22 protein-coding genes and 2 pseudogenes are annotated in these 26,224 nt (G+C 42.8%); 4 read left to right on the plus strand and 20 right to left on the minus strand.

The genetic code is table 11. The features are described 5' to 3' along the window. Positions 1 to 36 precede the first annotated feature (36 nt). From bioB to bcaP, 9 genes are all read right to left on the minus strand, one after another. A complete protein-coding gene (gene bioB, locus JOE49_RS19065) occupies positions 37 to 1,044 on the minus strand; it encodes a biotin synthase BioB (protein ID WP_209942432.1) in 1,008 nt (335 codons plus the stop codon). Positions 1,045 to 1,247: 203 nt separating this feature from the next. Further along, the gene (locus tag JOE49_RS19070; protein ID WP_175405309.1) at positions 1,248 to 2,549 is read right to left on the minus strand and encodes a hemolysin family protein; all 1,302 of its coding nucleotides are present in this window, start codon (positions 2,547 to 2,549) and stop codon (positions 1,248 to 1,250) included. A gap of 388 nt (positions 2,550 to 2,937) precedes the next feature. Further along, complete coding sequence (gene gerQ / locus JOE49_RS19075; protein WP_023988884.1) at positions 2,938 to 3,393, minus strand: spore coat protein GerQ; 456 nt, start codon at positions 3,391 to 3,393, stop codon at positions 2,938 to 2,940. Positions 3,394 to 3,449: 56 nt separating this feature from the next. Further along, complete coding sequence (locus JOE49_RS19080; RefSeq protein WP_023988885.1) at positions 3,450 to 3,872, minus strand: cell wall hydrolase; 423 nt, start codon at positions 3,870 to 3,872, stop codon at positions 3,450 to 3,452. Between the two features lie 120 nt (positions 3,873 to 3,992). Next, on the minus strand, positions 3,993 to 4,742 hold the full coding sequence (locus JOE49_RS19085; RefSeq protein ID WP_209942434.1) for an SDR family NAD(P)-dependent oxidoreductase: 750 nt from the start codon (positions 4,740 to 4,742) through the stop codon (positions 3,993 to 3,995). A gap of 134 nt (positions 4,743 to 4,876) precedes the next feature. Continuing rightward, positions 4,877 to 5,272, minus strand: a complete 396-nt coding sequence (locus JOE49_RS19090) for a DUF2500 domain-containing protein (protein WP_013371386.1) — start codon at positions 5,270 to 5,272, stop codon at positions 4,877 to 4,879. Between the two features lie 188 nt (positions 5,273 to 5,460). Then, on the minus strand, positions 5,461 to 5,643 hold the full coding sequence (locus JOE49_RS19095) for a hypothetical protein (protein WP_023988887.1): 183 nt from the start codon (positions 5,641 to 5,643) through the stop codon (positions 5,461 to 5,463). 153 nt (positions 5,644 to 5,796) lie between these two features. After that, on the minus strand, positions 5,797 to 7,047 hold the full coding sequence (locus JOE49_RS19100) for a WD40/YVTN/BNR-like repeat-containing protein (RefSeq protein ID WP_209942436.1): 1,251 nt from the start codon (positions 7,045 to 7,047) through the stop codon (positions 5,797 to 5,799). A gap of 163 nt (positions 7,048 to 7,210) precedes the next feature. Further along, a complete protein-coding gene (gene bcaP, locus JOE49_RS19105; RefSeq protein ID WP_076295092.1) occupies positions 7,211 to 8,602 on the minus strand; it encodes a branched-chain amino acid transporter BcaP in 1,392 nt (463 codons plus the stop codon). A gap of 232 nt (positions 8,603 to 8,834) precedes the next feature. On the opposite strand from bcaP, the gene JOE49_RS19110 reads away from it, so the two are divergent. Further along, positions 8,835 to 9,764 (plus strand): L-lactate dehydrogenase, encoded by a 930-nt coding sequence (locus tag JOE49_RS19110; RefSeq protein WP_013310450.1) that lies wholly within the window; start codon positions 8,835 to 8,837, stop codon positions 9,762 to 9,764. Positions 9,765 to 9,882: 118 nt separating this feature from the next. On the opposite strand, the gene JOE49_RS19115 is transcribed toward JOE49_RS19110, so the two are convergent. After that, complete coding sequence (locus tag JOE49_RS19115; protein WP_028541652.1) at positions 9,883 to 10,986, minus strand: DUF3900 domain-containing protein; 1,104 nt, start codon at positions 10,984 to 10,986, stop codon at positions 9,883 to 9,885. Between the two features lie 389 nt (positions 10,987 to 11,375). Here JOE49_RS19115 and JOE49_RS19120 point away from each other — a divergent pair, with 389 nt between their 5' ends. Then, complete coding sequence (locus tag JOE49_RS19120; RefSeq protein ID WP_028541653.1) at positions 11,376 to 12,593, plus strand: MFS transporter; 1,218 nt, start codon at positions 11,376 to 11,378, stop codon at positions 12,591 to 12,593. Between the two features lie 134 nt (positions 12,594 to 12,727). Here JOE49_RS19120 and JOE49_RS26475 read toward each other — a convergent pair. The 4 genes and pseudogenes from JOE49_RS26475 to JOE49_RS19135 all read right to left on the minus strand — a co-directional run. Next, positions 12,728 to 12,931 (minus strand): annotated as a pseudogene (locus JOE49_RS26475) (ABC transporter ATP-binding protein); the annotation flags it as partial. Positions 12,932 to 13,118: 187 nt separating this feature from the next. Next, on the minus strand, positions 13,119 to 14,081 hold the full coding sequence (locus tag JOE49_RS19125) for an alpha/beta fold hydrolase (protein WP_202404184.1): 963 nt from the start codon (positions 14,079 to 14,081) through the stop codon (positions 13,119 to 13,121). Between the two features lie 229 nt (positions 14,082 to 14,310). Next, the gene (locus tag JOE49_RS19130) at positions 14,311 to 15,678 is read right to left on the minus strand and encodes a sensor histidine kinase (protein ID WP_209942438.1); all 1,368 of its coding nucleotides are present in this window, start codon (positions 15,676 to 15,678) and stop codon (positions 14,311 to 14,313) included. Next, the gene (locus tag JOE49_RS19135; RefSeq protein WP_023988895.1) at positions 15,675 to 16,349 is read right to left on the minus strand and encodes a response regulator transcription factor; all 675 of its coding nucleotides are present in this window, start codon (positions 16,347 to 16,349) and stop codon (positions 15,675 to 15,677) included. The genes JOE49_RS19130 and JOE49_RS19135 overlap by 4 nt, the downstream gene beginning before the upstream one ends. A 789-nt stretch (positions 16,350 to 17,138) precedes the next feature. On the opposite strand from JOE49_RS19135, the gene JOE49_RS19140 reads away from it, so the two are divergent. Further along, a complete protein-coding gene (locus tag JOE49_RS19140; RefSeq protein ID WP_209942440.1) occupies positions 17,139 to 19,100 on the plus strand; it encodes an endonuclease MutS2 in 1,962 nt (653 codons plus the stop codon). 359 nt (positions 19,101 to 19,459) lie between these two features. Here the strand turns inward: JOE49_RS19140 and JOE49_RS19145 are convergent, their stop codons facing one another. The 6 genes and pseudogenes from JOE49_RS19145 to JOE49_RS19170 all read right to left on the minus strand — a co-directional run bounded on the left by JOE49_RS19145 (position 19,460) and on the right by JOE49_RS19170 (position 25,236). Then, complete coding sequence (locus JOE49_RS19145) at positions 19,460 to 20,362, minus strand: ROK family protein (protein ID WP_209942448.1); 903 nt, start codon at positions 20,360 to 20,362, stop codon at positions 19,460 to 19,462. A gap of 60 nt (positions 20,363 to 20,422) precedes the next feature. After that, positions 20,423 to 21,229 (minus strand): HAD-IIB family hydrolase, encoded by an 807-nt coding sequence (locus tag JOE49_RS19150; RefSeq protein WP_209942450.1) that lies wholly within the window; start codon positions 21,227 to 21,229, stop codon positions 20,423 to 20,425. 532 nt (positions 21,230 to 21,761) lie between these two features. Further along, positions 21,762 to 22,139 (minus strand): annotated as a pseudogene (locus JOE49_RS19155) (MFS transporter); the annotation flags it as partial. A 36-nt stretch (positions 22,140 to 22,175) separates the two neighbouring features. Next, a complete protein-coding gene (locus JOE49_RS19160) occupies positions 22,176 to 23,177 on the minus strand; it encodes an ROK family protein (protein ID WP_068942569.1) in 1,002 nt (333 codons plus the stop codon). Between the two features lie 448 nt (positions 23,178 to 23,625). After that, positions 23,626 to 24,582 (minus strand): tyrosine-type recombinase/integrase, encoded by a 957-nt coding sequence (locus tag JOE49_RS19165; RefSeq protein ID WP_209942452.1) that lies wholly within the window; start codon positions 24,580 to 24,582, stop codon positions 23,626 to 23,628. 381 nt (positions 24,583 to 24,963) lie between these two features. Continuing rightward, complete coding sequence (locus tag JOE49_RS19170; protein WP_209942454.1) at positions 24,964 to 25,236, minus strand: hypothetical protein; 273 nt, start codon at positions 25,234 to 25,236, stop codon at positions 24,964 to 24,966. A 169-nt stretch (positions 25,237 to 25,405) separates the two neighbouring features. Here JOE49_RS19170 and aiiA point away from each other — a divergent pair, with 169 nt between their 5' ends. After that, entirely contained in the window at positions 25,406 to 26,161 is a 756-nt protein-coding gene (gene aiiA / locus JOE49_RS19175; protein WP_209942456.1) for a quorum-quenching N-acyl homoserine lactonase AiiA, read from the plus strand. Positions 26,162 to 26,224: the final 63 nt, after the last annotated feature.

Below are 26,224 nucleotides of genomic sequence, written 5' to 3' on the forward strand. Positions count from 1 at the left end.
CGTTTAACTCTCCCTTCCAAGTTTGTACAATTTCTATTATACGGCTGAAAGGGCACACATCTCAATTTCGAAACCAAGATCTTCAATCATTTGATGATCAAATGTGACCTCTTGGCCTTCTGTCGTTAAATAATCTCCTACAAAAATTGAATTCGCTGCATACAGGCATAGCGGTTGTAACGAGCGTAAATTCAACTCTCGTCCACCTGCAACGCGTATTTCTTTGGATGGACAGATGAAGCGGAACAGTGCCAGCACCTTCAAAGCTTGGATAGGTGATATTCGCTTTGCTCCCTCCAACGGGGTTCCAGGGACTGGATTCAAGAAGTTAACCGGAATAGAGTCAGCATCTAACTCCCGTAAGGCATAAGCCATTTGAACGATTTCCTCATTCGTTTCCCCCATCCCGATAATAACGCCAGAGCATGGAGACATTCCGTGAGATTGAGCCATTTTCACAGTTTCGACGCGTTGATCGTATGTATGTGTGGTTGTAATCGAGGGATAGTTGGCCTTACTTGTATTTAAATTATGATTGTATCGATGTACCCCAGCCTCTGCCAACCGCCGTGCCTGATCTCCCTTGAGAATCCCTAAGCAGGCGCAAATTTTGAGCGGCATCGTGCGATTAATTTCTTGTACTGCCTCAATCACCTGATCCAGTTCTCGATCTGTTGGACCTTTGCCGGAAGCTACGATGCAATAGGTCCCTGCTCTCCGCGCTACTGCTTCCCTAGCTCCAGCCAACAGTGATTCCTTGTCCAACATACTGTACTTGCTCACAGGCGCCGTGGATACGATAGATTGTGAGCAATAACCGCAATCCTCCGGGCATAGGCCACTTTTGGCATTAATGATCATGTTGAGCTTTACTTTTTTTTCATAAAAATGATGCCGCACCCGAAATGAAGCTTGCATAATCGGTAATAATTCCTCATCGTCGGCTTCCAGTACCGCTATGCCTTCTTCCAGCGATACACGGCTGCCTTGGATTGCTTTTTCAGCCAACGAGTCCCATTCTATAACCTTGTTTAGTAAATTCATACTTCTTGCCTCCCAAAATTTAATGATCATGTAAATGGATAAGATGTTCAGCGTAGAGGAAGTTCTTTTTTATTGTCAACCTAAAACGATATAATTAGGTTGACAATTACACGAACATCATATCAATTCATGTCCATTCTGTAAAGAAGACAAATTAAAAAGCGACCCCACATCGTTCAAGGTCGCTCTCTAGATTTATTCCGTTATGAGACTCCTGCTTCTTCCACGATGATAGGCTGTTTTATCAGCCGAATACGTGAAATCCGCTTGTTTTCAACTTCTTCTACCGTGAACATACATCCCTCAAACACTACAGACTGGCCAGGCAGTGGGGGAATAACCTCGACATGTGAGTATAGCCAGCCCCCTACCGTATCATAATCCTCATGATCAAGATCCAGTCCAAAGCGATCGTTCACTTCATCAATTAATAACATGCCGTCAATGGAAAATTCCTCGTCATTAATCTGCTCACAACTCGGACGTTCCTGATCGAACTCATCCTGAATTTCACCAACGATTTCTTCCATAATATCTTCCAGTGTTACCATACCCGATGTACCGCCATATTCATCAATCAAAATTGCGATTTGCGTCTTGCTACGCTGCATACGTTTGAGCAGATCACTAATTTGCGTAGATTCAGGGACAGCAAGAATCGGTCGAATCATCGTACGGGTATCCAGTGTGTTCGCCCGTAGAAGGTCCTTAATATGGATAAAGCCGATAATATGGTCCTTATCTTCGGCGCAGATTGGATAACGGGTTCTCATGCTTTCCGTCGCAATCGCGAGATTTTCTTCTGTGGACTCATTACTGTATAAGCAGATCATCTCAGTTCGCGGAATCATGATTTCCCTGGCGGTCGTGTCGGTAAAATCAAATATATTATCAACAAGCGCCAATTCCGTATTATCAATTAGTCCGCTCTTATTGCTTTCTTTCATCAGAATGCGTATTTCATCTCCGGTATGCGCGGAATCGTCATTCTCGGATACCGGCTCCAGACGGAATAAACGCAGCAGGCTGTTCGCCATTCCATTCAACGCCCATATGAATGGATACATCAACTTGTAAAACCAAGTCATCAGCATGGCTGAATACAGCGTAATGGTCTCAGATTTACGAATAGCTATCGTTTTGGGCGCCAATTCACCCAACACAATATGCAGAATCGTAATGACAATAAATGCAATAACCACGGCAGTACCGTGCACATATACCGCTCCTAATCCGGCGGCTGTAAATACAGGTTCGATCAAATGTGCGATGGCCGGCTCTCCGATCCATCCTAGTCCCAACGATGCTAGTGTAATACCCAACTGGCAGGCAGACAGATAAGCGTCCAAGTTGTGTAACATATTGGCGGCGTACACGGCCTTTTTATTGCCCGCTTCCACCAATGTTTCAATACGGCTGCCTCTGACCTTCACCATGGCAAATTCCGCAGATACAAAAAAACCATTCAATAGTACTAATGCAAAAACAATAAATAAGTTAAACATACTCGGTAAAGGGTCACTCAATATGCTCCCCATCAGCCGTCATTACGGCAGACAGGCGCACCTCCTTCGGATAGTTTCATCATAGACAGAACGATAACACATCATAAGCAGCGTCAACTTCCCAACACATTCACTCCTTCCGGCTTCCAAAGCCATATTCCGCATAAATGATTAGATCATTCATCAGCTTATATTTAATTATATAACTATACTCTATACAGTCAAACCACAAGCAATGTCAGAAAAAACAGCTCCTCTATCATTTAGGTTGTAAAGCTCTCGTTTTCGCCGCTTACCATCAAGAAAGCTACTATATTTGAGAAAGATTATAAACAAAATACATCCCCTGCCGTCTGGCAGAGGATGTAGACTCATATATATGAAGGCATCAGCGAACCGGGGATGCACCCGGGTTCCCGATGACGCCGGGATATTGGTACAACAACGGCTCATCAAATGTTGCATAGTCCAGGTTTAGCATTAGTAGAATGGTCCGTTTGCCCGTCGCCGGATCACTAATAATAATGTGGTCCCGACCTGCTGCTTCCAGAATGCCTTTGAATATTTTCGCATTCCATTCCCGGTTATTTTCATAGGTCATATAAAAAGTTCCCGTTTTTCCTAAGTTCAAGCGTAAAATATTTTCGATGTATGATTGCTCGTATTGCGGAGTCTGAACCTGCACTACGGTACCCGTTGGTGTCATAGGGCTGCCACTACTTACTTGAGGTGGAAAGCCAGTCATAGGCTGCATGGTTCCGATTGGAGTCATCCCTCTTGGCCATTCGGGATACCCATTGCCGGAAGCATAAGATACGGGACGGTAAGCTTGCTGTGAAATCATGTAAATTCCTCCTAAAATGGTTTAAATTTAATTCTTCAAGCCATTCTGTAAATTGTCTAATATACATTAGGACAATCCTGTACAGTCGGGCTAAAAAAGCAGTGGGCTTTAAAACGTCCGGTATTGACCTGGCTATACCAGGTATCTGGGCAGTCTCCGGCAGGTCTGAAAAACCATAATGAATTGGATGCCGGACGTATTTTCTCTCCATTGATTACACGCTGGGCAAGTCGAATGTCCCGATCACGGGCTTTCTGATAAAAATACCCCTTCTGAGTAGCCTCAAACCCGCCGGGGCTTTGAAACACCATGTCATTCATCATACGTATGCCCTGGAAATCCAGGCAATTGGATAAAATCCGGTTCACCCCAACATTACCGACCATGAGCATTCCCTGCTCTCCTTCGCCTTCGGCCTCAGCCCGCATCAGTCGGGCGAGGGTCCTTACATCCTCTGAGTTGGTCTTGATTACAGCCACCGCGTCCCCTCCTCGCTTCTCCATCACATACCCTATCGTATGGTACAAATGCCCAATGGGTGACAGTCCAGAAAAACAAAAAAATAGCCCCAAGACTGGGACTACTCATTTAGGCTTTTATTATGGCTCATAAATCATTTTGCGCGTCATGCCACCATCTACTACCAGATTCGTGCCTGTTACAAAATCATTGCCAGGTTGTGTCAAATACAGACAGGCCCGTGCGATGTCTTTAGGGGTTCCTACTCGCCCAGACGGATGCTGTTGATGGTCTTCTGCACGCAGTTGCTCATAATCCCCGGTTTCAATCCACCCTGGACTGATGCAATTGACCTGAATCCCGTCCTTTCCTAGCGACATAGCCATCGCGTGTGTAAGGGCCGCAATGGCTCCTTTGGATGCCGCGTAGGCTTCTGTATCCGGCTCTGACATGAAAGCTCGTGTAGAGGTCATATTGACCACAGAGCCACCTTCTACGTTTCGTTTCATTACCTTAGCCGCTTCCCTAGTGACAATAAAACAGCTGCGTACGTTTGTATTCAAAATGTCATCCCATTCTGCTATCGTTAACTCATATGGAGATTTCCATTTGGACACGCCAGCGTTGTTAATTAGCGTATGAATCGTACCGTATTCTTCTTCCGTGGCACGGATTAGGGCTACAATATCCTCTTCCTTCCGCACATCACAAGGAATAAAAATGGCCTGATAGCCCTCGTTCCGGGCTGCTGCAGCGGCTGCGGCACCCTCTTCCTCATTGTGGTCCGCAAATACAACATGGGCACCCTGAGCAGCGTAGGCAAAAGCAACCTCTTTCCCGATGCCATGCGCCGCTCCTGTTACAATGACAACTTGTCCCTCAAATGACACAAATCATTCCTCCTCTGAACTACTCTGTTCTAGTATATATGTACCAAAATGTGCTGTACAAGAAACATCTACAGCCCCCTATCCTGATTTCTCGCAGAAGGCTGTAAATGAGTCCAAGAACATTAGACTGAATTCTACATTTTAACCTGTTCCAAGCTATAGCGATTAAGACGCTGAAACCCGATATACCTTGTACCCTGAAAAGTAAGCCGTCCCTCATCACCTTCAGCGCATTGACCATATTCTTCCCCAGATACCTTGAACTCCATCCGGTCGCCACTCTCCACCTCGAAGGTTACGTAATAGAAAGTATAGGTACGAGTCCCTTGTTCCTCCTGCCGCCTCTGTTGGAGATGTGTCCTTCTGGCTGTAATTCGGGAACCGACCGTCAATACAGGCTGTCTTTTATTCCGACTCCATTCCATGACTTCCCTGCCTGCAGACAACACGACAATTCCCAACACGACAACGAAAAATACGGGCAGTACCGTGCCCAGCCAATCGAACATCCATAATGACTCAAATCCCATGCACCGCACTCCTCTCCGCCAGGCATTCCACAGGGAAACTACCGGGCATCCTGACCTGACCTAAGCTTTCTATAACAGTATATGTATGTTCCTGCCCAAATTTGATAGCAACTCTCAAGAACGCCAAGAGCCCCCACGGAATAATCCGGGAGGCTCAAGATATGGCGATATCAGAATGATGCATCGATTTACACATGTACAAGCTGGAGATAACGTTGTGTTTCATTCAGAACTTCATGATCTTCGTCTTCAGCGTAACGCTCTGCACACTGCTTGCAGTCCTCTTCAGTCGTGCAACCATAGGCATCCTGGCAAGTATAACAAAATTGAAGGTAGTATTGGGTTAACATATGATCCTGATTCGCTCTCATGATTATCACTCCTATCGTTGTTTACAGGTTTAGTATAACAGCGGCTTATTCGTTGGTTTGTGATTTTTTTCACATATAGTCGTATAAAATTTAAATTTTTTAAAAATAAAACGCCCTGGGAAAAACACCCCAGGGCAATCAGCTTTATAGCGATTATAAAATTCTCCAGTTCGCACCGCCGTCCGTCGTCTTCAGCAGCAGTGACTTCTTATCATCAAGGCGTTCCAAAAGGAGCCAACCCACCGAAGAAGAAGCGAAACGGAGCTTAACCGATCGTGGGTAGTCTTTTAGCTTCAAAGGTAGCACTTTGTTGCCTGTGAGACTTGTCCACGTCTTCCCCCCATCCATTGTACGGCTCATTCCGGTCTCGGTTATGATCCACCCTTCCTTTTCATTTAGAAACGTACGGCCAGGGATAATAGAATTAATGTTGCTACTCAGACCCAAAGGCACACCGTTCCATTGTGTCCCTGTATCGTTTGTAAACAGTCCGTTATATTTTATGGCCTTATCCCCATAGCAAAGAACCGGAATCCAGTACGAGGCACTGCTCCCTTTCAGAGACTGCTGGGCTTCTGCTTTGGCCTGAGGGCAGCCCTGTATTCTGTTAGCTACCGGAGTCCAGGTTTTCCCTTGATTCAAAGTCTTGTACAACTTAACACTGTTATCCAGATTGATCGCTACAAACCCCTGATTGTTGGAAGAAAAGCTCATCCCCGCCAGGCTGCCCCGATCGGGTAAACCTGAGCCTGATTTGTTGGATGTCATACCCGAACTTTGCGCAACTTTATTCCATGTGGCTCCCCCGTCAGTGGTGTGATACAACAGTTTTTGTTGATCCTGCTCATTCAGATTTACATATGCCATGATCCAGCCAGTAGTTGGATTTACATATTGAATCGAGCTCACATGGTCCCCGCTTGGAAGCGCTGAAACATCCCAGCTCTGTCCTCCATCTGCTGTTCTCAGAATGACGGTTGCTGTTTTGTCCAAATTTTGACGGACAACCCAACCGTGACGAGAATCAGTGAAACTGATGTCCTTCCCATATTCAAGCTTGTCTTGAAATTGGACGTTTTCGGAGGGGGAAATATTATTCCATGTCTTTCCGCCATCATGAGTATCATAAAGCCGGAGCTCATTATGGGTAACTCCCCAAACTAGCCCTTTATTGTTATCAATTAAATGAAAATCCGCTATTCGCGTCTGTACTACATATTTGGCGTTGGGATCGCCCACCTTTGGAGTCACTGGTGGATTAATTGTAATCGTCTGACCCTGGTCATCAGGTTCCTCAATCGGAGGTTTAGTTAACGTATCTGGGGCTTCAGCAGAACAGGCAGTCAGTAGAATGCCCGTCAGCAGCAGTACTCCCCCCAAGAGCGCACGCCAGCGCAGTTTCATATAAAATCCTCCCTCGATGGCATGCTGTAATCACGTGCCAAAAGCTTATCTGAAACAGAATTATACCATAAACGCCTCTATGTGACACTTTTCGCGTAATGTCAAAAAAAACCGGACCCTTCACAAAAGTGCAGGATGCCGGCTTTTTTTATACTAGAATTTATTAAGATTTACGGTTCAACAAACTTTTGTGGTATCCATAGAAGAAATAGATCAACAATCCAAGCAGGAGCCACACAATGAATCCAATCCAGGTGCTAATATGAAGCTGAAGCATCAGACCGATGCAAACCAAAGCACTTAAAAGTGGGAGCAACGGAACCCACGGCACGGTAAAGCCTCTTTTCAAATCAGGGCGTTTCTTGCGCAGAACGATAACTCCTACCGATACCACAGCAAAAGCGAATAGGGTTCCAATACTCGTCAGATTGGTCAGTGCATGTAACGGGAACAATCCACTAGCCAATGCGATAATGCTGCCCACCAGCCAAGTGCTTCGAATTGGCGTTTGAGTTTTGGCATTTATTTTAGATAAAAAAACGGGTAAAAGGCCATCACGTGACATGGAGAAAATTAACCGCGTTTGACCATACAAGAGCACCAATAAAACGGTCGTCATCCCCGCAATCGCACCGACTGAAATCAATCCGGCTACGAAATCCTGATGAATAAAGCGGAGAGCAAACGCAACAGGATCACTTACCCCCAACTGCGTATAAGGTACCATTCCCGTTAGCACAACTGAAACCGCAATATACAGTACTGTGCAGATCGCTAGAGAAGAAATAATACCGATGGGCATATTCCGTTGCGGATTGCGAACCTCTTCGGCTGCAGTTGAGATGGCGTCGAAACCCAGATAAGCAAAAAATACGATTGCCGCAGCACTCAAAACACCAGAAAATCCATAAGGCAAAAATGGTGTCCAGTTGTCAGGCTTAACATAAAAGATACCGATCCCAATAAATAGCAATACAACTCCGACTTTAACACAAACCATTATTAAATTGAATCGGACCGTCTCCTTGGCTCCGAGACTCAGTAACAATGTGATGAGCATAATGATGCACACGGCTGGTAGATCAATAATGGTCCCCTTAGTTGAATCGAAGGCTGCGGTTAAAGCCAGCGGTAAATGTACATCAAATCCAGCCAGCAAGCCTTGAAAGTAAGCAGACCATCCACTACTCACAGAGGCGGCCGCCACTCCATATTCCAGAATTAGGTCCCACCCCAGTACCCAGGCCAAAATTTCTCCAAATACAATATAACTATACGCATAAGCGCTCCCAGCTGCGGGAACTGTAGATGAAAGCTCCGCATAGCACAAGGCTGCTAGTACGCAGGCAATACCTGCAATAACAAAGGAGAGCATCAATCCAGGACCTGCATTTTCTGCTGCTGCCTTGCCAGTAATAACAAAAATCCCGGTACCGATAATACATCCTACACCTAGCATGGTGAGATCAAAGGCACCCATTGTTCTCTTTAAGCGACCTGTAGATCCGCTTTCCTCATGCGGGAGCAGTCCTGTTTTTTTTCGAAATAAGTCCATATGCCGAATCCTCTTTCCATAATTTCATGCGTCAATATCGGTGCTGCAACGCTTTAGTGCGTGTTCTTATCATTCGATTAATTATTAGCGAGCTCGCCTTTGAAGTCAAGGAAAAATGTCATATTTCTTTGCGGTGGGTTAGTATATAGGGTACACTGAGTTGGAAAGATAAATTTTTAAGTAATATCCCAAAATGAAAAGGTATACAACCCGAGAAGGAGATGAGGATTTTATGAGCTTAAAACCTTACAAACGAAGTAGAGTGGCTATTGTCGGCATGGGAGCGGTTGGCACAACAACCGGCTACACCCTACTGCTGCGCCAACGCATGTCAGAACTTGTCTTTATTGATGTCAACGTCAAAAAGGCGAAGGGGGAAATGCTCGATATGAATCATGGGCTTCCCTTTCTCGGTGGTGTCAAAGTGTGGGCAGGTGATTATGAAGACTGCCGTGATGCAGATATCATTATTGTTACAGCGGGCGCTTCACAAAAGCCGGGAGAAACGCGCATTGATTTACTGAAGCGTAATGCCGAAATTTTTGAAAGTATTATTGATAATATCGTCAAGGTCAATACACATGGCATTTTGCTGATCGCAACCAATCCAGTGGACATTCTCTCCTACATCTCTTGGAAACGCAGTGGTTGGCCTTCAAGCAGAGTCATTGGATCAGGAACGTTGCTGGACAGCGCACGCTTCCGCTATCTGATCGGGAAGCAAAAGGGCATCGATCCACGAAGCATCCACGCCCATATTATTGGAGAACATGGTGACTCTGAGTTACCTGTATGGAGCACAGCCAACGTAGCTGGAACTCCACTGGAACTGGGTGAAGAAACGAAAAATGAAATTTTTGAAAATACCAAGAATGCTGCCTATGAAATTATAGATGCTAAAGGCGCAACTTCTTATGCTATCGGGCTGGCTCTCGACCGAATCGTAGCCGCCATTCTCGGGGACGAGGGGTCGGTACTTAATGTGTCCACCTTGCTGGAAGATTATAACGGAGTATCTGACGTATATTTAGGTGTTCCAAGTATCGTAGATCACAATGGGGTACGTGAAATTTTGGATCTTCCGCTCAATGACGAGGAACGTGCAAGGTTGCTTCAATCTGCGGACAAGCTGAAAGATCAAATTAGCAAAGTTCATATGTAGATCGCGAACATAAATACTAAACAAAACTGGCCTCCACAGCGGTAATATCCGTTGAGAGGCCAGTTTTTTATTCATTATAATGTAAAAGTTCAGTTTGTCGTCCTGCTATGCATTCGAATTACCAAGGTGGCGTATCGCCATCCACGTCCTCATTTTCATGTTGGCGTTTCTCTTTTAGCCGCTCAGCCACCGTTTCAAACGATTCAGGTTGGAGCAACTCAATCGGTGAAAATCCCTTTTCAAACGTAAATGCATCACCTTCAATAATAAGTGCATATCTATCATGAAGTTTCGTGATATGCAGCTTGGCGCCAAAGTCGGACAGTAGCCCACGCACGGCCGTATCATCTAGTTTGAAACGAACTTCAATTTCTGGTTTCAGCTCGACAATATGCTGTGCAGCCTCTACGACCTGAAGGGGTTCCCATTTCCCTTGCAGATCCCGTTTTTCGCTAGCCGCCCACAATTCCAGATCGCGCTCTTCCTGCTGTCTTTCCTCATTAGATGCATCCGGCCATTTGGTTTCTACATAGTTCTGAACGAAGCCCATGACATGCTCATTGACGATTTCGGGCATGGATTGCTCATACGTCACGAATTTCAAAAAATCTTCAAAATACCGGGCATGCGAAGACTGGTGAATTTTAAGCTCCCACTCATCGTTCATTCCTTCCTCAAGCATGTAAGGATACATGATGGATTTCATATTACGGGCAGAAATAGCCATTTCGACCTCACTCACCAGACTGCTTTCAGTAATTCTGGCAATTTTAGGTTCGAAATCACATTTAAGCACAAAAATAAACGGATCATCCGAGTGTGTATTCAAGGTAGCCTGTACAATGATCAGCGCTCCGCCGCGTACTGCGCTTGTATCCAGATACATCCGCACCAGATCGTCACAAGCATTTTTAAAATCTTCCTTATCCTCTGCTGCCCGCAGTCGGGCGAACATATTAAAATTCGGATTACTGCTCAATTCATGCTCCGGTTCGACGATAAAGCGGCCGATTTTGGTCGGTGCCTGCTCTGTGCTGGGGTTTTTTTCAACCTTTCGCTTGCTAATACGAGCAAATTCCCCGTCCAGAAATTTTTTTACATCGCTTTCGTCATAATCGTAGTCGTCCATTGTAGCGTAATGCTTATAGGACTTACCACCCTGTCCTTCTTTTCCATCTACCTGAATTACAAAAAAAGATAAAAAATCCACTTGAAAGTTCATTTACGTTCCATTCGCTCCTTTTCAGGCATGTACGCGTAATTATATCACTATGATTTTAAAAGGTACATCGGATTCAGATCCCTATTACTAGATAAACATTTTAGTTAACATAATATTTATTATGTTGATCATTTTTTCGTTTAGTTATCATTCCCAATTCACAAGTTTAAAGTGAGTACTTTTACCACTATTCTAATTCACGTCCTTAAGGATCATTGACCTCTTTATTTTCCATGCTCTACTTTCTTCATGATTTCAAAAAACATTTGACTAATCAGTAGTCAATTTATTATATTATCTATTATTATATAGACAAAAATATATTTTGTTTATATAAAATGATATTTCAAGGGGGTTGCGCCCTGAAAACAGGAAAGGAGAGTTTGTTGTTGTTTAAAAATCCATATATAAGGACCATTATCGCCTCCAATGCGCTGCTAAATTTGGGCATTTGGGTGCGCAACTTTGCCATACTGTTGTATGTAACAGATTTGACTAATAATGATCCCGTATACGTATCGCTCATTTCGGTTGCTGAATTCATGCCTATTTTTCTGTTCGCTATCATTGGAGGAACATTCGCGGACCGTTGGCGGCCCAAACGGACCATGATTAGTTGCGATTTGCTATCCGCGGCCTCTATTTTTATTGTTTTGTTGGCATTATGGTACGGGTCATGGCAGGTGCTTTTGCTGTCCACTTTCTTTTCAGCCATTCTATCTCAATTTTCTCAGCCGTCTGCGATGAAGATATTTAAGCAGCATGTAGCACCAGAACAGCTACAGGGAGTGATGGCCCTTTTTCAATCTCTCATGGCATTATTTATGGTTATCGGCCCTGTTATCGGTACATTTATTTATCAACACTTTGGAATTTTCACTTCAATGTCTATAACCGGAATATTGTTTCTCATCTCGGCGCTTGTTCTGACTCGCATTCCACAAGATGAACAATCACTTGAGATAGATGATCAACCCACTCATTTCATTCAAGAGCTTAAAGAAGGAATACGTTATGTATGGAATAACCGCACACTTCGCACGCTTGGGGGAACATTTACCGTAATTGGGCTGGCGGTCGGACTTATTCAACCATTAATGGTTTTTGTCGCCATCGAGAACCTTGGACAAAACAAGGAATTCCTGCAATGGCCGTTAATGGCGAACGGAGCGGCTATGCTGGTGGGAGGCGGCCTGATTATGGGGGTTGCCAAAAAAGCACAGCCGCAATTGCTGCTGGTGGCCGGACTTTTGGTCAGCACACTGACAACCTTTGGTGTCGGATGGTCACACAATATTGTGCTGACCATGGCACTACAAGTTTTCAGCGGCCTATTTTATCCTTGCATTCATATCGGTATCAACACAATGATGATGAAAAACGCCGAAGCTGCTTTTATCGGCCGCGTCGGTGGTGCCCTCTCTCCCCTGTTCTCCGGGATGATGGTCGTCGGTATGAGTATCGGCGGAACACTCAAACACGAATCCTCCCTGAACACCGTATATACCGTGAGCGCCGGCTTGTTTTTGGTCGGAGCGATGCTGTTGTTACCATTGCTTCGTGACAGGCAGCCCGTACAAGCTGTCATAGCTGATGATTCTAAATAACAGCACAAGAAACCGCCCCTGGAGATATGATATGGCATCCTCCGGGGGCGGTTTCTTAATGTTTGTATCATGAATTCATACAGATTATGACTCTCTTCCTTCATGCTGTCTTTTCCACAATCGTGCATACAGGCCGTACTTTTTCCGCTACCAGAAGGACCTACAAGCGCTGTGAAAGAACGGAATGGCATAAGCCTGCTCACATCCCGCAGTACAGGCTGGTCACCATACCCAAAACTTATGCGCCTCAGCTCAATGTCGTGTCTTTCCGAAGGCAGCTGGTCACCCAGCATCACTGGCTCGTTCAGCAATTGGACGATACGCTCACCTGCCTGTTGTTGTCTCTACTTTTATAACTACGAGTGATTTCAGTCTTAACTCAAACAGCGCGCACCGATTGAGTATCCGCACGCGCTGCTGCATAGCTTTTTTCATCTGTCTACTTGACAGGGATATGACCAAAGGACGGTTTTTATATCACTTATACATTTGTAGAAAATAGTGAATGTGCCTTTTTCAGTGCACTTATTTTATTTCTTTCATAAAGCTCCTGAAGTTTTCAACGATTTCCTTTGATTTGGTATGGTGTAAATAATGTTCTCCTTCAAGTGTCATTACTTTTCCATGAACAGAATTTTTGACTTGCTCTTCATGTAGTGGTATCCATCTTTCCACATCTGTATTATTCGCTTGTATAAAGAAAATAAGGGGCAGATTTTTTGGGAATGTTAAATTTTTAGCTGCTTTAAAATTAGGATAAATATTTTCCATTTCGTTTGAGGTGCTGGAATTATACATGTTTTTGAGAGAAAGAATTCTCATTTGTTCTTTTGTTTCATCATCATAGGGTAGTCCAGCATATGGGTCACCAGTAAGTTTCATTACCAATCTGGCTAAACCTGATTTTTTGAGAAATTTAAACGTTTTTATTGGTAATTCAGCATCCATACCACCTTGCGTTGGAACACTGCTATCAATCCCGACAAAAGCACTCACTTCGTTTTCATATTTGTTCACATAATCCAGTCCGTAAATGCCTGCAATGGAATGACCCATTAGAATATATCGGTCAATTTTAAGACTCTGTAAAGCTTCATGAATTTCACTTACAATATTCTCTGTGTTTCGTTCCTTTTCGGTTAGATCACTTAATCCATAACCAAAAGGCTCAATAACGATGACTTTGTAAAATGGAGATAGCTCTTCTACTAGCGGTTTAAAATCAAGTGCTGGTGCTGCTGTTCCATAACCTGGTAGTAACACGACGGTCTCTTCGCCTTTTCCTTGAATCAAAACATTCATTTTTTTCCCATCTACAGGTACGAACTGACCATAGGATTGTATTTTTCCTTGCTCTGATTTGCTGCTGATAATATTAACTGTATAGACAACGGCTAGAAAAAGCACGATTGCTATAATTATTGTTCCTATTATTTTAAGCAAAATGCTTCGTACTTTATTTGTTCTCGTTCCATTCCTCATTTTCATTACCTCTCTTCGTTTCACGCTCAACTTCTCCTGTCCCCATTCTGTTTGTTGGGCTACCTTAACGAGCCGCTAATGAAAGCTTAACGAAAGAAGATGTACTCCCTATGACGACAATATGAACGGAGTATGAACAAGCAAAAAAATGCTACGTTGTCCAAGGAAACTGCACATTATGCTGTATCATGGAAAATGCGGCTTAGATAATCCGAATGATACCCTATGAATCTAACTAATCTGGTGGCGTTGTGATTGGCAAGGTGACAATGACGGTCGTTCCTTGGCCGGGTTCACTTTCCACTCGAATGTCGCCTTCATGAAGCGATACGATCTGTTTAACGATGGCGAGTCCCATACCGCTACCGCCATATTTACGACTGTGGGAACGATCAGCTTTAAAAAATCGCTCGAATATACGCTTCTGGTCCTCAAGGGAAATACCAATGCCCGTATCGGATATTCGGACTGTTACGCTTTTGATATCTTGCTTGATGCTTACGTTAATAACGCCGCCATCCTTGGAAAATTTGATGCTATTACCGAGTATGTTCGTCCATACCTGGTTTAATTGATCTTGATCCGCCAATAGGCGAACGGTCTTCAAATTGAGCTTGAAACGGATGTTGCGAGCCGACCATTGCGGCTGGATCGCGACGATGACTCGTCTGATCTGTTCATCAAGGCTGAACGTGACCAGCCGCATCTGCTGTGACTGCGATTCAAGCAAACTCAGCTTTAGCAGGCTATCGCTCATCTTGGACATCCGATCTGCTTCCGCGATGATGATATCGAGATAACGACTTCGCTCGTTATCTGCTATATCTACTTGCTTGAGTGCTATAGCATAACCGGATATCGAGGTGAGCGGCGACTGAACTTCATGCGACACATTCGTGACGAACTCCCTACGCATCTGCTCAAGTTGCTGTAGATCATGCATCATTTCTTCAAAGCTGCGAGCCAAAGTACCTAGCTCACCCTTTTGCTTAATATTCAGCTTGACGTTGAAATCTCCAACTGCTATACGTCTGGTCGCTTTTGTCAGTTTTTTGATCGGTCTGACTAGGAATATAGAGGCAACCAAAATCAATAGACTTCCTGTTACCAACGAATAGGTCAAAAAAGTAAATAACCATTTTTGGGCAAAAGAGACGGAAGGATACATAAGCGGCTCCACAAACATCGCTTTCATTCCCATTTCCGTTTTCAACCTCAGTCCCAAGAGGTTCATTGAAACACTACTCGGATTAACTTGAACAACTTCTCCACCCAATACTTTCCTTACTTGATCCATCGTCACAGTAACAGGTTTTTGTCCGTTAAGCGTTCCGTAAGACTGGAACTGCCCCGTTTCATCAAAAATTCGAATATAATAGGAATCGAGTTGTTTCATTCCAGTTACGAATAAGTCCGCTTCACGTAACGGAATGGTTTCGTAAACCCGGACAATGTCCTGACCAAAGTTAAATAAGGTGGTTTGCAAATTTTCGTTCAATTTCTCTTCAAACACCCAAAATGTTACAAAAAAAGCAATGATCGTGCCCGCGAGGACGGAGACCAGAAATGTCAGGACAACACGTGTATATAAGGATCTGATCATTCGTAAACCTCAAGCCGGTAGCCAAGTCCACGCACCGTCTCGATACGAAAATCGGGTGTTGTAGCGAACCGTTCGCGCAGGCGTTTAATATGTACGTCTATCGTTCGATCATCTCCAGTATAATCGATCCCCCAAATTTGATCGATCAACTGCTCGCGCGTATACACTTGTCCAGGTGTTCCAGCGAGCTTATACAGCAATTCGAACTCCTTGAGCGGCAACGTGAGCGACTCCGTCCCTCTCATCACCTTATAGGTCTGCCGATCAAGGATGACGTTGCCGAACTGGATCATCTGCGTGGTGCCAATCCGATAGCGTTTCAGCAGTGCTCTGACCCGAACTGTCAATTCCAGTGGATCAAACGGTTTCGTCAAATAATCATCTGTTCCAAGTTCGAAACCTTTCACTTTCTCCCATGTTTCGCCTCTCGCAGTCAGCATAAGTAAGGGAAGATCAGGATTGGCTCTTCTGAGCTCCTTGCATAACGTCCAACCATCCATTATCGGCATCATAATATCGAGCACGACAAGATCGACATGCGTTGTAGCGTAGACGGTCAGTGCTTCCTTGCCGTCTGCGGCTTCGGCTGTTGCGAATCCGTCGTTGCGTAGAAATAAACAGACGAGTTCGCGAATGTTCGCATCGTCGTCAGCAACCAGTATAGTAGGCATTCGTTTCCTCTTTCCCTGTTTTCATCCCATATTGAAGTAACCATTATACTATAAATAAAATTGAATCGCTCCTATTCTTCCTATAATTTTACAGTGTTATTCCTCCCGGTTTCCGCAGGTCTCAGAGCCCTCATCATGGCCCTGTTGTCCTGACAAGGTGCGGATTCTTCTGAAAAGGGCGGGTACTGCGGACGTCTTAAATCCCTACCTAGGTTAACATAATATATATTATGTTATTATTATGATCACCATTGTATCGAATTAAAGAAGTCGGCCTTGACTTCAATGCCTGTCCAATCGTATAGTATGGTTATATCTTCAATTAAGGGAGAGATTTTGATGTCGGTGAACGTTCTTAACTAAGCAATTGCATATTCAGGGAGTATCATCAGGCGCTTGTACCCTTCGGGGACAGGTTTGTTTGTTGCTTTGTTGTTACCCTGATATTAGTTAAGAACATGCGGATATCATAAATCGCCTTCGGGATTATCTTCATCCAGGCCCTATTCCGTGCTGTGTTCAGCGCGGTTTTTTTGTTTTCAGATTTTGTAACTTCCCTTTAAACGTCTTCCATTCGATCCAAATAGCTTAGAAAAGAGCTGTTGCGTGAATAAATTGGAAACACGGAACTCGGAACTACAAAAGCTGCATAACAGGCTTATTTGATGATAAATTCCCTCTTTCTTTAAGGGCGGAGAATGAACGTTTTGTTCATTCTCCGCCCTTTTTTATTTTAACAGCAAGGTTTCCAAAATCCTGACACTACACAACTAAAGGAGCGATTTATTCATGAACGAAACTACAATGCTGCGTTTGGAATATGATCAAATTAAAACAAGAGTTTCCGAATGTGCTTTTTCTTACCTGGGTAAGCGTCACGCTGCTTCTATGCGGCCAATTGCTGATATCCGTACAATTAAGATTCGTCTTGACGAAACGAACGAAGCCTTACAGATCATTCGCCATGGAGCAAGCGTCCCTGTTCCTTCGTTGGAAGGAATGGAGCACATTCTTCATCTGCTCGGAACCGGGTATATGTTCAACGAGCTCGATTTTTCTCATATGGCCCAATTCATTAGAAGCTGCATTCAACTAATAAAATATATGCATTCCAAGGCGGACGCTGCTCCAACCGTCAGCGCTTATGCATCTTCCATGTATAGCATGGAGCCACTTCTATCCGAAATCGAAAGATGTATTCATTCGGGACGTGTGACGGATATCGCCAGTAAAGAACTAGCTAAAATTCGCAAAAAAATTGCGGTTACTGAAGAACGTATCAAGAGAAAACTTGACTCTCTCACCAGCCGTCACCGATCCATTATGCAGGAAAATATGATTAGTCAGCGCAATGGCCGTTACGTGCTTCCAATCAAAAAAGAATTCCGTAAACAAGTGAAAGGCAATGTACTGGATGAATCGGGAAGTGGTCAAACGGTTTACGTTGAACCTGCCGAGATCACGAATCTGCAATTCGATCAGAGCGCGAACATGACAGAAGAATCAAAAGAAGAAATGAAAGTGCTGGGAGACCTGACGGCAATGGCTGAGTCATACAACCGGGAACTAAGCATCAATACAGAGACGGTAGGTGCACTGGATTTTTTATTGGCAAAAGCCAAATACGCCATGACTCTGGATGCTGTCCCTGTCGAACTTAACCTTGACGGGATTATAGACATCCGAGGTGCACGTCACCCGTTGATGTCCAATACCATGGTGCCGCTTGATTTCTCAATTGGTGAAGGATATTCCTCACTCATCATCACCGGACCGAACACAGGCGGAAAAACGATGGCCCTCAAAAGCGTCGGTCTATTAACATTAATGGTGCAATCTGGGCTACTGGTACCTGTTTTGCATGGCAGCCGAATGGCAGTATTCGAGGAAATTGTGGTTGACATCGGGGATGGACAAAGCATTGAACATGCTTTGAGCACCTTTTCTGCACACATCCGCAACATGATTAGCATTTTAGAAACGACGGGCAACTCTACTCTGATCCTGATTGACGAGATGGCATCTGGTACCGATCCGGGAGAAGGGGTAGGCCTCTCTATCGCGTTGCTAGAAGAATTCCACCGTCGCCGGGCGACAGTAGTGGCTACAACCCACTTTAGCGAAATCAAGCATTTTGCTGAAAACACACCGGGATTTCAGAATGCTCGTATGGAGTTTGATACCGAAACGCTACAACCTTTGTATCGACTTCGCATTGGAGAGGCCGGAGAAAGCTATGCATATGCGATTGCCTTGAAGCTGGGCATGTGGACACGTATTATCGAGCGTTCTGAGGCCATTTCTGCAGGCAGAGTGTCTCGGAAAACACAGGAATCGTTTGTTATTCCCCCTTCTGTAGATGATGAAAAGTCTGATGATGCAAATAAGCCTCTCCCTAAAAAAGCAGCTTTAGACGGTACAGTCACAAAACGGGGGAAACAAGAAATTCCTCTCAAAACCAAGCCATTTGCCCTTGGTGATAGTGTTTACGTAGGCTACCTGGATCGAACTGGAATTGTATACAAAACCGAGGATGAACGGGGGAATGTCGGGATTTTAATCCAAGGACAGAAGCTAACCATAAACAAAAAGAGGCTCGCCCTTCACATCGCTGCTACTGAATTGTATCCTGACGACTATGATCTGGATATTGTTTTAGAAACCAAGGAAAACCGCAAAAAACGAAAACTGCTGGGACGCAAGCATGTCGAAGGAGTGATGATTGAATCTCCCCCGGAAAATGAAATATAGACACATGCGTATATTCTCAATATAAAAAATAAGTTATTTTTATATGGTCAGTGAAACTTGAATCTGCAAGTGGACACTTGATAAGAGTGATCCACTTGCAGATTTTACCACACAAAAAACATAATATATATTATGTAAACTTAATGATTCCTTACTAGAGAGGGACAAGATAAATCAGACATCCAAAGTTCATGTAAAACTCGGCTTCTAACCTTCAATCCAGCTTCATTATATAAAGCTCCTATATCAAACATCTGTAATGCAAAAAAGGCGTGTCCAAAGTTAAGGCACGCTCTTTTGTTGTTTTTTATTTGTTTGTAATACTCAATCCCGCACTCATCGAAATATAACTTTAGTTATCATTCAAGATGATAGGATTGTTTGTAGTTATATATAGCACCTTGCAAATTCGCTTCATTGCCTAATCTACTTTGTTCAATATCTGCACACACAAAATTATAGATAGAATCCTTATAAAGCTTTTCTAGCTCTTCCCTAATGGTAATAACCAATAAAGGATTTTCAGATATGCCTCCCCCAATTACAAACTTTTCAGGATCAAGTATGGATTGCAAATTAATGATTTGTGTTGCGATGTTCCTACAGTATTCTCGAAAAATCGTTTGGACCGTGCCATCACCTTCTTCAATGAACTTGAATATCTTTTCACCTGTCATAGAATCTGCAGGAAGGTCTTTGGCTTTCGCAACGGTTTTAGTTAAAACAAAACTACTCCCTTGCATACCAAGCAGATAATCATCATTGTCTGCATTTTCGTTGTTCGTTCTAATGAAGGAGAACTCTCCAGCTGATAAATGATGGCCCTTCAGCAATTTCCCTTGAGAGATGATTCCACCGCCCATCCCTGTTCCAACGACCAGAACGACACCATCGGTAATCCCTTGTAATGAACCACGCCATGCTTCTCCAAGAGCAGCACACTTTCCATCATTTTCAATCGCTACAGGTTTGTGAAACGCTTTCTTAAAAACGTCAAGCATATTTATATCATTTATATATCTTAATGAACCGCCATGCACCATGTGACCGCTTTCCGAATTCACAATACCTGGCATGCTGACGGCTATACCTTCACATTCATCCATAAACTGATTATGAATTTGCTTCAAAGCTACAAGCAGATTCTCAAGTGAGTCCAATGGAGTTTTAACTTTCCCCTTGCACATAAATTCACCTTGAAAATACAAACTAAATTTAATAAAAGAGCCACCAATATCAAAAACCAGTATTTTATTTTTCATGCTACGTATAGTCCTTTCATGAGGCAATTTGGGGTCTTCTCTCCATAACGATAATTAATATTATTGTTTTTGTAAATCCATCATTTTTTTTATCGTTAATAAGACACCGTTTTCTTCGTTGGATTTAGTGATAAAACTGGCAGCATTTTTAGTATTCTCACATGCGTTTTTCATAGCAAAACTATATTTTGCTATACTCATAAGTTCCACATCATTTTCACCATCTCCAAAAGACAGGGTCTCATCCTCAGTAACCCCCAATATCTCTTGGAGTTTTCTTACCGTCTCCCCTTTATGGGTATGAAGTGCTGTAATATCCAGCCAATTTGCTTCAGAATCAACAATATAAATTTGATCCATTAGAGTCTTTTCAACATGTTTTCTTAATAAGGAACTTTTTCCAGATGGATCATATACAGTTATTTTAAGAAAGCTACTGTTGATTTGATCAAATGAATCAATCTTAATCACTTCTTTGTACGAGCCTTTCACAATTTTATAGTATTCGTCTTGAATATAAGAATGAACAAATGCTGCTTCCGTTGTACATGCTATGATAATGAAGTCATTGGAAAAACTTTCGATATCTCTTATCGCTTGTAATGCTAAATTGCGTTCAATCGTAAACTCTTTGACGACGACTCCATCCTTTTTAATCCGCGTAGCACTGTCCCCTAAGATCCAGATCCCTTTTCCGTGCTCGCCAAATAATTCTTCTACTCTTTCACACTGCTTGCCTGTACAGGCTACAAAGGAAATATTATTTTCTTGCATTTCTCCATACACCTGATTAAATAAATCGACATCGAAAGTGCTACTATTATTCAGAAAAGTACCATCCAGATCACTTACCACCAGTTTAAACATCTATAAATCCTCCCTTAATATATAATGATCTTTATTAGCCAGTTTAATTTACGGCTTTTCATTTTCTTTCCATGGATCAACATCAAAATCTCTATTAAAATCTTCAAACATTCATTTAATAGGTGCATTACATACCCTGTACACTTATTAAACCATTTAATTAAACATATTAATAAAGTGAGTAAAAAAAGTTCCTTTATTAAGTGGACATACAAAGTTATTCAAAAAAATCATCGATGGAGCGGTAAGGTTTTACTTCCTTAGGCTGCCCGGATAATGTTAAGCACCAATAAGTACCAATCCATATGACTGAGCAAAGTAAAATCAGTGAGATCATAGAGTGCCCTCGCTTTCTCTTTTAGGTTACACGTTTACTTTAGCTGATGAAACGCGTTTCAGGTCAAGTGATAATTTATAGAAAAGCACGTTATTGTCATGGGTGTTTATGATTTAAGATATAATCTTGGGTTAACCGTTCAAAGTTCTCTTTTTCAATGTACGATTCACTTGTTCTGAACTGAACAGCATAAAAAGGAAGCAACAAAATGAGTCCTCCTGTAATTGCAGTAAGTTGGCCAGCCAGAATTAACATACGATTATTTATTTTTAAAGTTACGAACCCCGTAATAAGCCTGCCTATCGTAATTCCACCGTAGTATAAGGATATCCAGCCAGCTGCAGTTTCGGCTGTAATGTTTCTGGCCCCTACCAAATAGCTGGCTCCCCATAAGCCCACCATGGCTTCCACACCACAATAAAACAAAAAAGCAATAAGCGTGTCCTTAACTCCTTTCATTCGAATTAGCTTTTGTTTGGGGATGTTCTTAACTTGTACAGTATTGTGATCTCTCTGTGAGTAGTCTGATTGGATTTCGGTTATGGGATTTTGTATCGCGGCAACACGTTGCCATCATTTCTCTCCCTCTCTTCACTACACATATATACATTATTTAAAGACAATGATTGGACGTTCCAATTCTTTTAGAGTTAACCCTCTCAACCCTGTTTTAAAATCTTCATAAAATAAATCTGAGAAAATAACCTTAGGATACAAAGGCATCTTATGTTTAGATTTGTAGGATTCTAAAAAATGAAAGAAAGACACTTCTTCTATATTCTCTCTATAGATCACAATTCGATCAGGATCAAATACAGATTGTAATATTTGAATAATTTCACATATACTATTGAAGAAAACTTCCGTTCCCTTGCTCTCATCCCAAACTATCGACGGAAGGAATTTGATTTCACCAGCTAATCCATGTTTGCCTTTTAAAACCCCATTTCGCAAATAAATCCCCATTCCTGGTGGAGAATTCTCAGGAAAATAAATAGCCAGTACACATTGATCTTCATCTATTTGTTCTCTATAGACGTAACCACATACAGCGGCATTTACGTCATTCTCCACAATAACCGGCAAACCAAATTTGCTTTGCACATCCTCTGCCAACCGAATTCCATTTAATCTTTCATGACTGCTGACTGTAATTTCTCCATTTACAGATTGTCCCGGGATTCCTATTCCAATAACTTTAATGGAAGGATAGAGGGAAATGATGTCTTGAATCGTGGAATAAAATTGTGTAGCATTAAAAATTTGAAAGGGATGCTCTTCTTTCATCAGAGCATCCTCATTTAAATTCACTACCGTAGTACACACTACATCTGTCCCTTGTTTTTCGTTAATATGTATAATCAGTGCTAGACTATACTCATAATTAAAACGATAGGTTAACGCATGCCTGCCTCCGTTTGAAGGGACGATTTCATCTTCAAAGATCTCTCCATTATTAAGCAATTCCTGCATAAGGGTATTGATAGTTACCACACTTAAATCAGTCAATGCGGCTAGTTGGGGTTTTGTTGTCTTACTGATCTGTTTCAATACTTTGCGAACCAGGTTCAGATTTATTTCTTTAATTAAATTTGTATTAGCTTTTTCCATACATAGCACCTTCTTTTTATAACATCATAAAACAACTTTATAAACCATATTTATAAATTTGTTTCACTAATTTTGCAGTAAAATATTACCTTTGTCAAGGTAATATCGTACTAACCTTTAATTCACTATTGCTTTCCAGCTTATTCTGAATTATTCTCATGCTTAACATAAGATGATCGCTAAAATAAGGAGGCTAATCTATTGAAGAATGCTGTTGAAGAACCACAATCGAATCGTATGCGCAAAATGATTGGGTGGCAGCTAATCAGTATCAGGTTGGAGCAAATCAATCAAAAACAAAACTAACGCTATGAAAAAGAATACTACGTTCATGATTGTAATGACCTAAAGCCGTTGATGTGATTTTCAAGTCAGAATGTAATTCCGCCCAATGAGTTTACATAATCATTATTATGTAAACTAATTTCTCTCAACTTTCATGCTATACTTACAATCTTGATATTGGTATCTGAATATCCAGCTTATCCATTGCTTTTTCTTTTTCCCGATCAGTGACATGTGTATATACTGTGGTTGTCTGAATGGATGAATGCCCTAGTAGCTCCTGTACGGTACGCAGATCTGCTCCCTTACGTAATAGCATTGTCGCAAATGTATGTCTCAGCTTATGGCTGGAATAAGCCTCCCGGCGATCTATACTCTTATCTTGCTGGAATCGTTCGAACGTTTCTGTAGCGATCTGTTGAATGGTGCGCACTGCCAGACGGCGGCCTTTTTGGGATACGAACATCGCATCCTCTTTACCTCTCCACGGCGTCAATCTTTCCTCCAACGCATGCTCTACAAAATCACATACGGCTTCCGGTACCGGGAGAGTACGCCACTTACGTCCTTTACCGAACACATCTAAGGTACGTCTTTCTCGGCTGTAATCCGAGACATTCAATGAATGAACCTCCCCCACCCGCAATCCCATGTAGACCATCAGCAGAAAAATAGCCATATTACGATTTGCATATTTCCCCTCCACCGCGAGCAAAAACGGATGAATATCCTTTTCATCCAGATAGACGGGCATACGATTCTTTTCAGTTTTTGCTTTTTTAATTCCCGCTGCCGGATTTGTGCTGCATAACTCAAATTCCTGTAGCGCTTTAAAAAAACTGTTCACCGCTGCATGCTTCCGGTTCCGCGTACTATCTCCGGCGCCTCCCTCCCGCGCTTTAGACAAATACGACATAACATGAATCTTCTTCACCTGATCGAGTGGTTTTTCACGCAACGTGCGTAAAAATTGCTTTACATCCCCCATATAATTTTTTTGCGTATGTATCGTATATCCCCCATCCTTCATCCAGATCAAAAAAGCTTCCAGCTCCTCAGTATATATTTCATCAGTTTCTTCAGTTGTATCGAGCCCCACATGTCGTAACTCTTTTTTCATCCCGTTCGCCTCCAATTCAGTTCATTCCGAAATATACTGTAAAACGATCATTTTCGTCTGATTTTTATCGACAATTCAATCGACATCTTATGCAGGAGAGATTCTAAAAGTCGTTTTAAACCTAAACAGCGTATAATTTATATTATACGCTGTTTTTTAAGCGCTTTTTAAGTATAAATAAAGCGCTCCCCTCTTGTCCAGCCTGGTACCGCCTTCAAGCAGACATTTCAAAGAACTTAACGGGGTGGCATAGGGTCAGAGGGGGTCGATCCCACAATGTAGACAAATTAAAACACGCTCAAGAAAAGTTCTCCGAATGTAATTCATTCATATCCAAAACAAAACTAAATAGCCAATAATCTTGCATGCAGCACCACTTCTCTACTTCATCAGCAAGCTGGGGCGCTGCTCTCGATCGGTAGCAGTCAAAATCGCCATAGTGGCCAAAACATGAATATCATATGCAGTTTCCAGCTCGCTATCCGGATCATCTTCCGGCGCGTGTACCATCTCCATATGATAGCCTGCTAGCTGATTGTAATTTTCACCCAATAGCAGCAGTGGATCACCAAGAATTTCACCGATTTTCGAGATGATGACCGTGTGATCCAGCTTCTGGGCAATTTTCTGCTGGACGCCTACATGCCTTATCATTTAAACTATTAAAAATTAATTTTCAAAAGAGTGAGATTACAACGACAGCATGAGGCTCCAGCACCCGGATCTTACAAACGAAAATACAAACATCACTTTCTGTCAGCCGAAACCCTGATTCATAACTACATAATAATTATTATGTAAACTAAGATTGGAGGATGATTGTATGATTAACAAATTGTACTGGTTACCGATCGGTCAGCTTGATATTGACCGCTCCTCACTCAACCATCATGCACAGCCCGGTGAACTGGTGCGCCTGCAAATCTGGTCGTATCTGCTGGAGACAGATCACGGTCCGATTCTCATTGATACCGGTATGCCGGATTCGTTTATCGACAATCCAAATTATTTTAAAAGTACACCGTTTGAAGGGCGCTTCATTCCCCATATGTCAGCCGATGATAGTATCGTGGCTGTACTGAATCGGATCGGCTATCAACCGGACGATATCCATGCCATCGTAATCTCTCATATGCATATGGATCATGCTGGAGGCAATCCGCATTTTCCGAATACACCGATTTATGTGCAGCAGACCGAAGCAGACGCTGCGATCGGTAATCTGGAGTATGCGCCACCGGAATGCGTGCAGGCGGACTTGAATTACCGACTGCTTCAAGGGGATCATGAGCTGGTTCCAGGTTTGCAACTGTTCTATACTCCGGGTCATTCGCCGGGTCATCAGTCCGCGCTGGTCACAACAAAGGAATCGGGTCCGGTCATGCTGACGATTGATGTTGCCTACACGCAGGAGAATTACGCAAACGACGTGCCGTTTGACGGCTTTGACCGTGAACAGGCACGCCAGTCAATCACCCGCATTCAGCAGATTGTGCAGGAGGTTAAGCCGAATCTGTTGTTCTTCGGTCATGATCCTGAGCAGGTAGCCGTTCAGCCGGTATATCCACAATACAAATAATGATAATAAAGCAGCTATTTCTCCACCATTCCGGATCTTTTCGGTCCGGGGTATAAAGAAATT

It is taken from the genome of Paenibacillus sp. PvR133, from assembly GCF_017833155.1.
Lineage (GTDB): Bacteria > Bacillota > Bacilli > Paenibacillales > Paenibacillaceae > Paenibacillus > Paenibacillus polymyxa_B.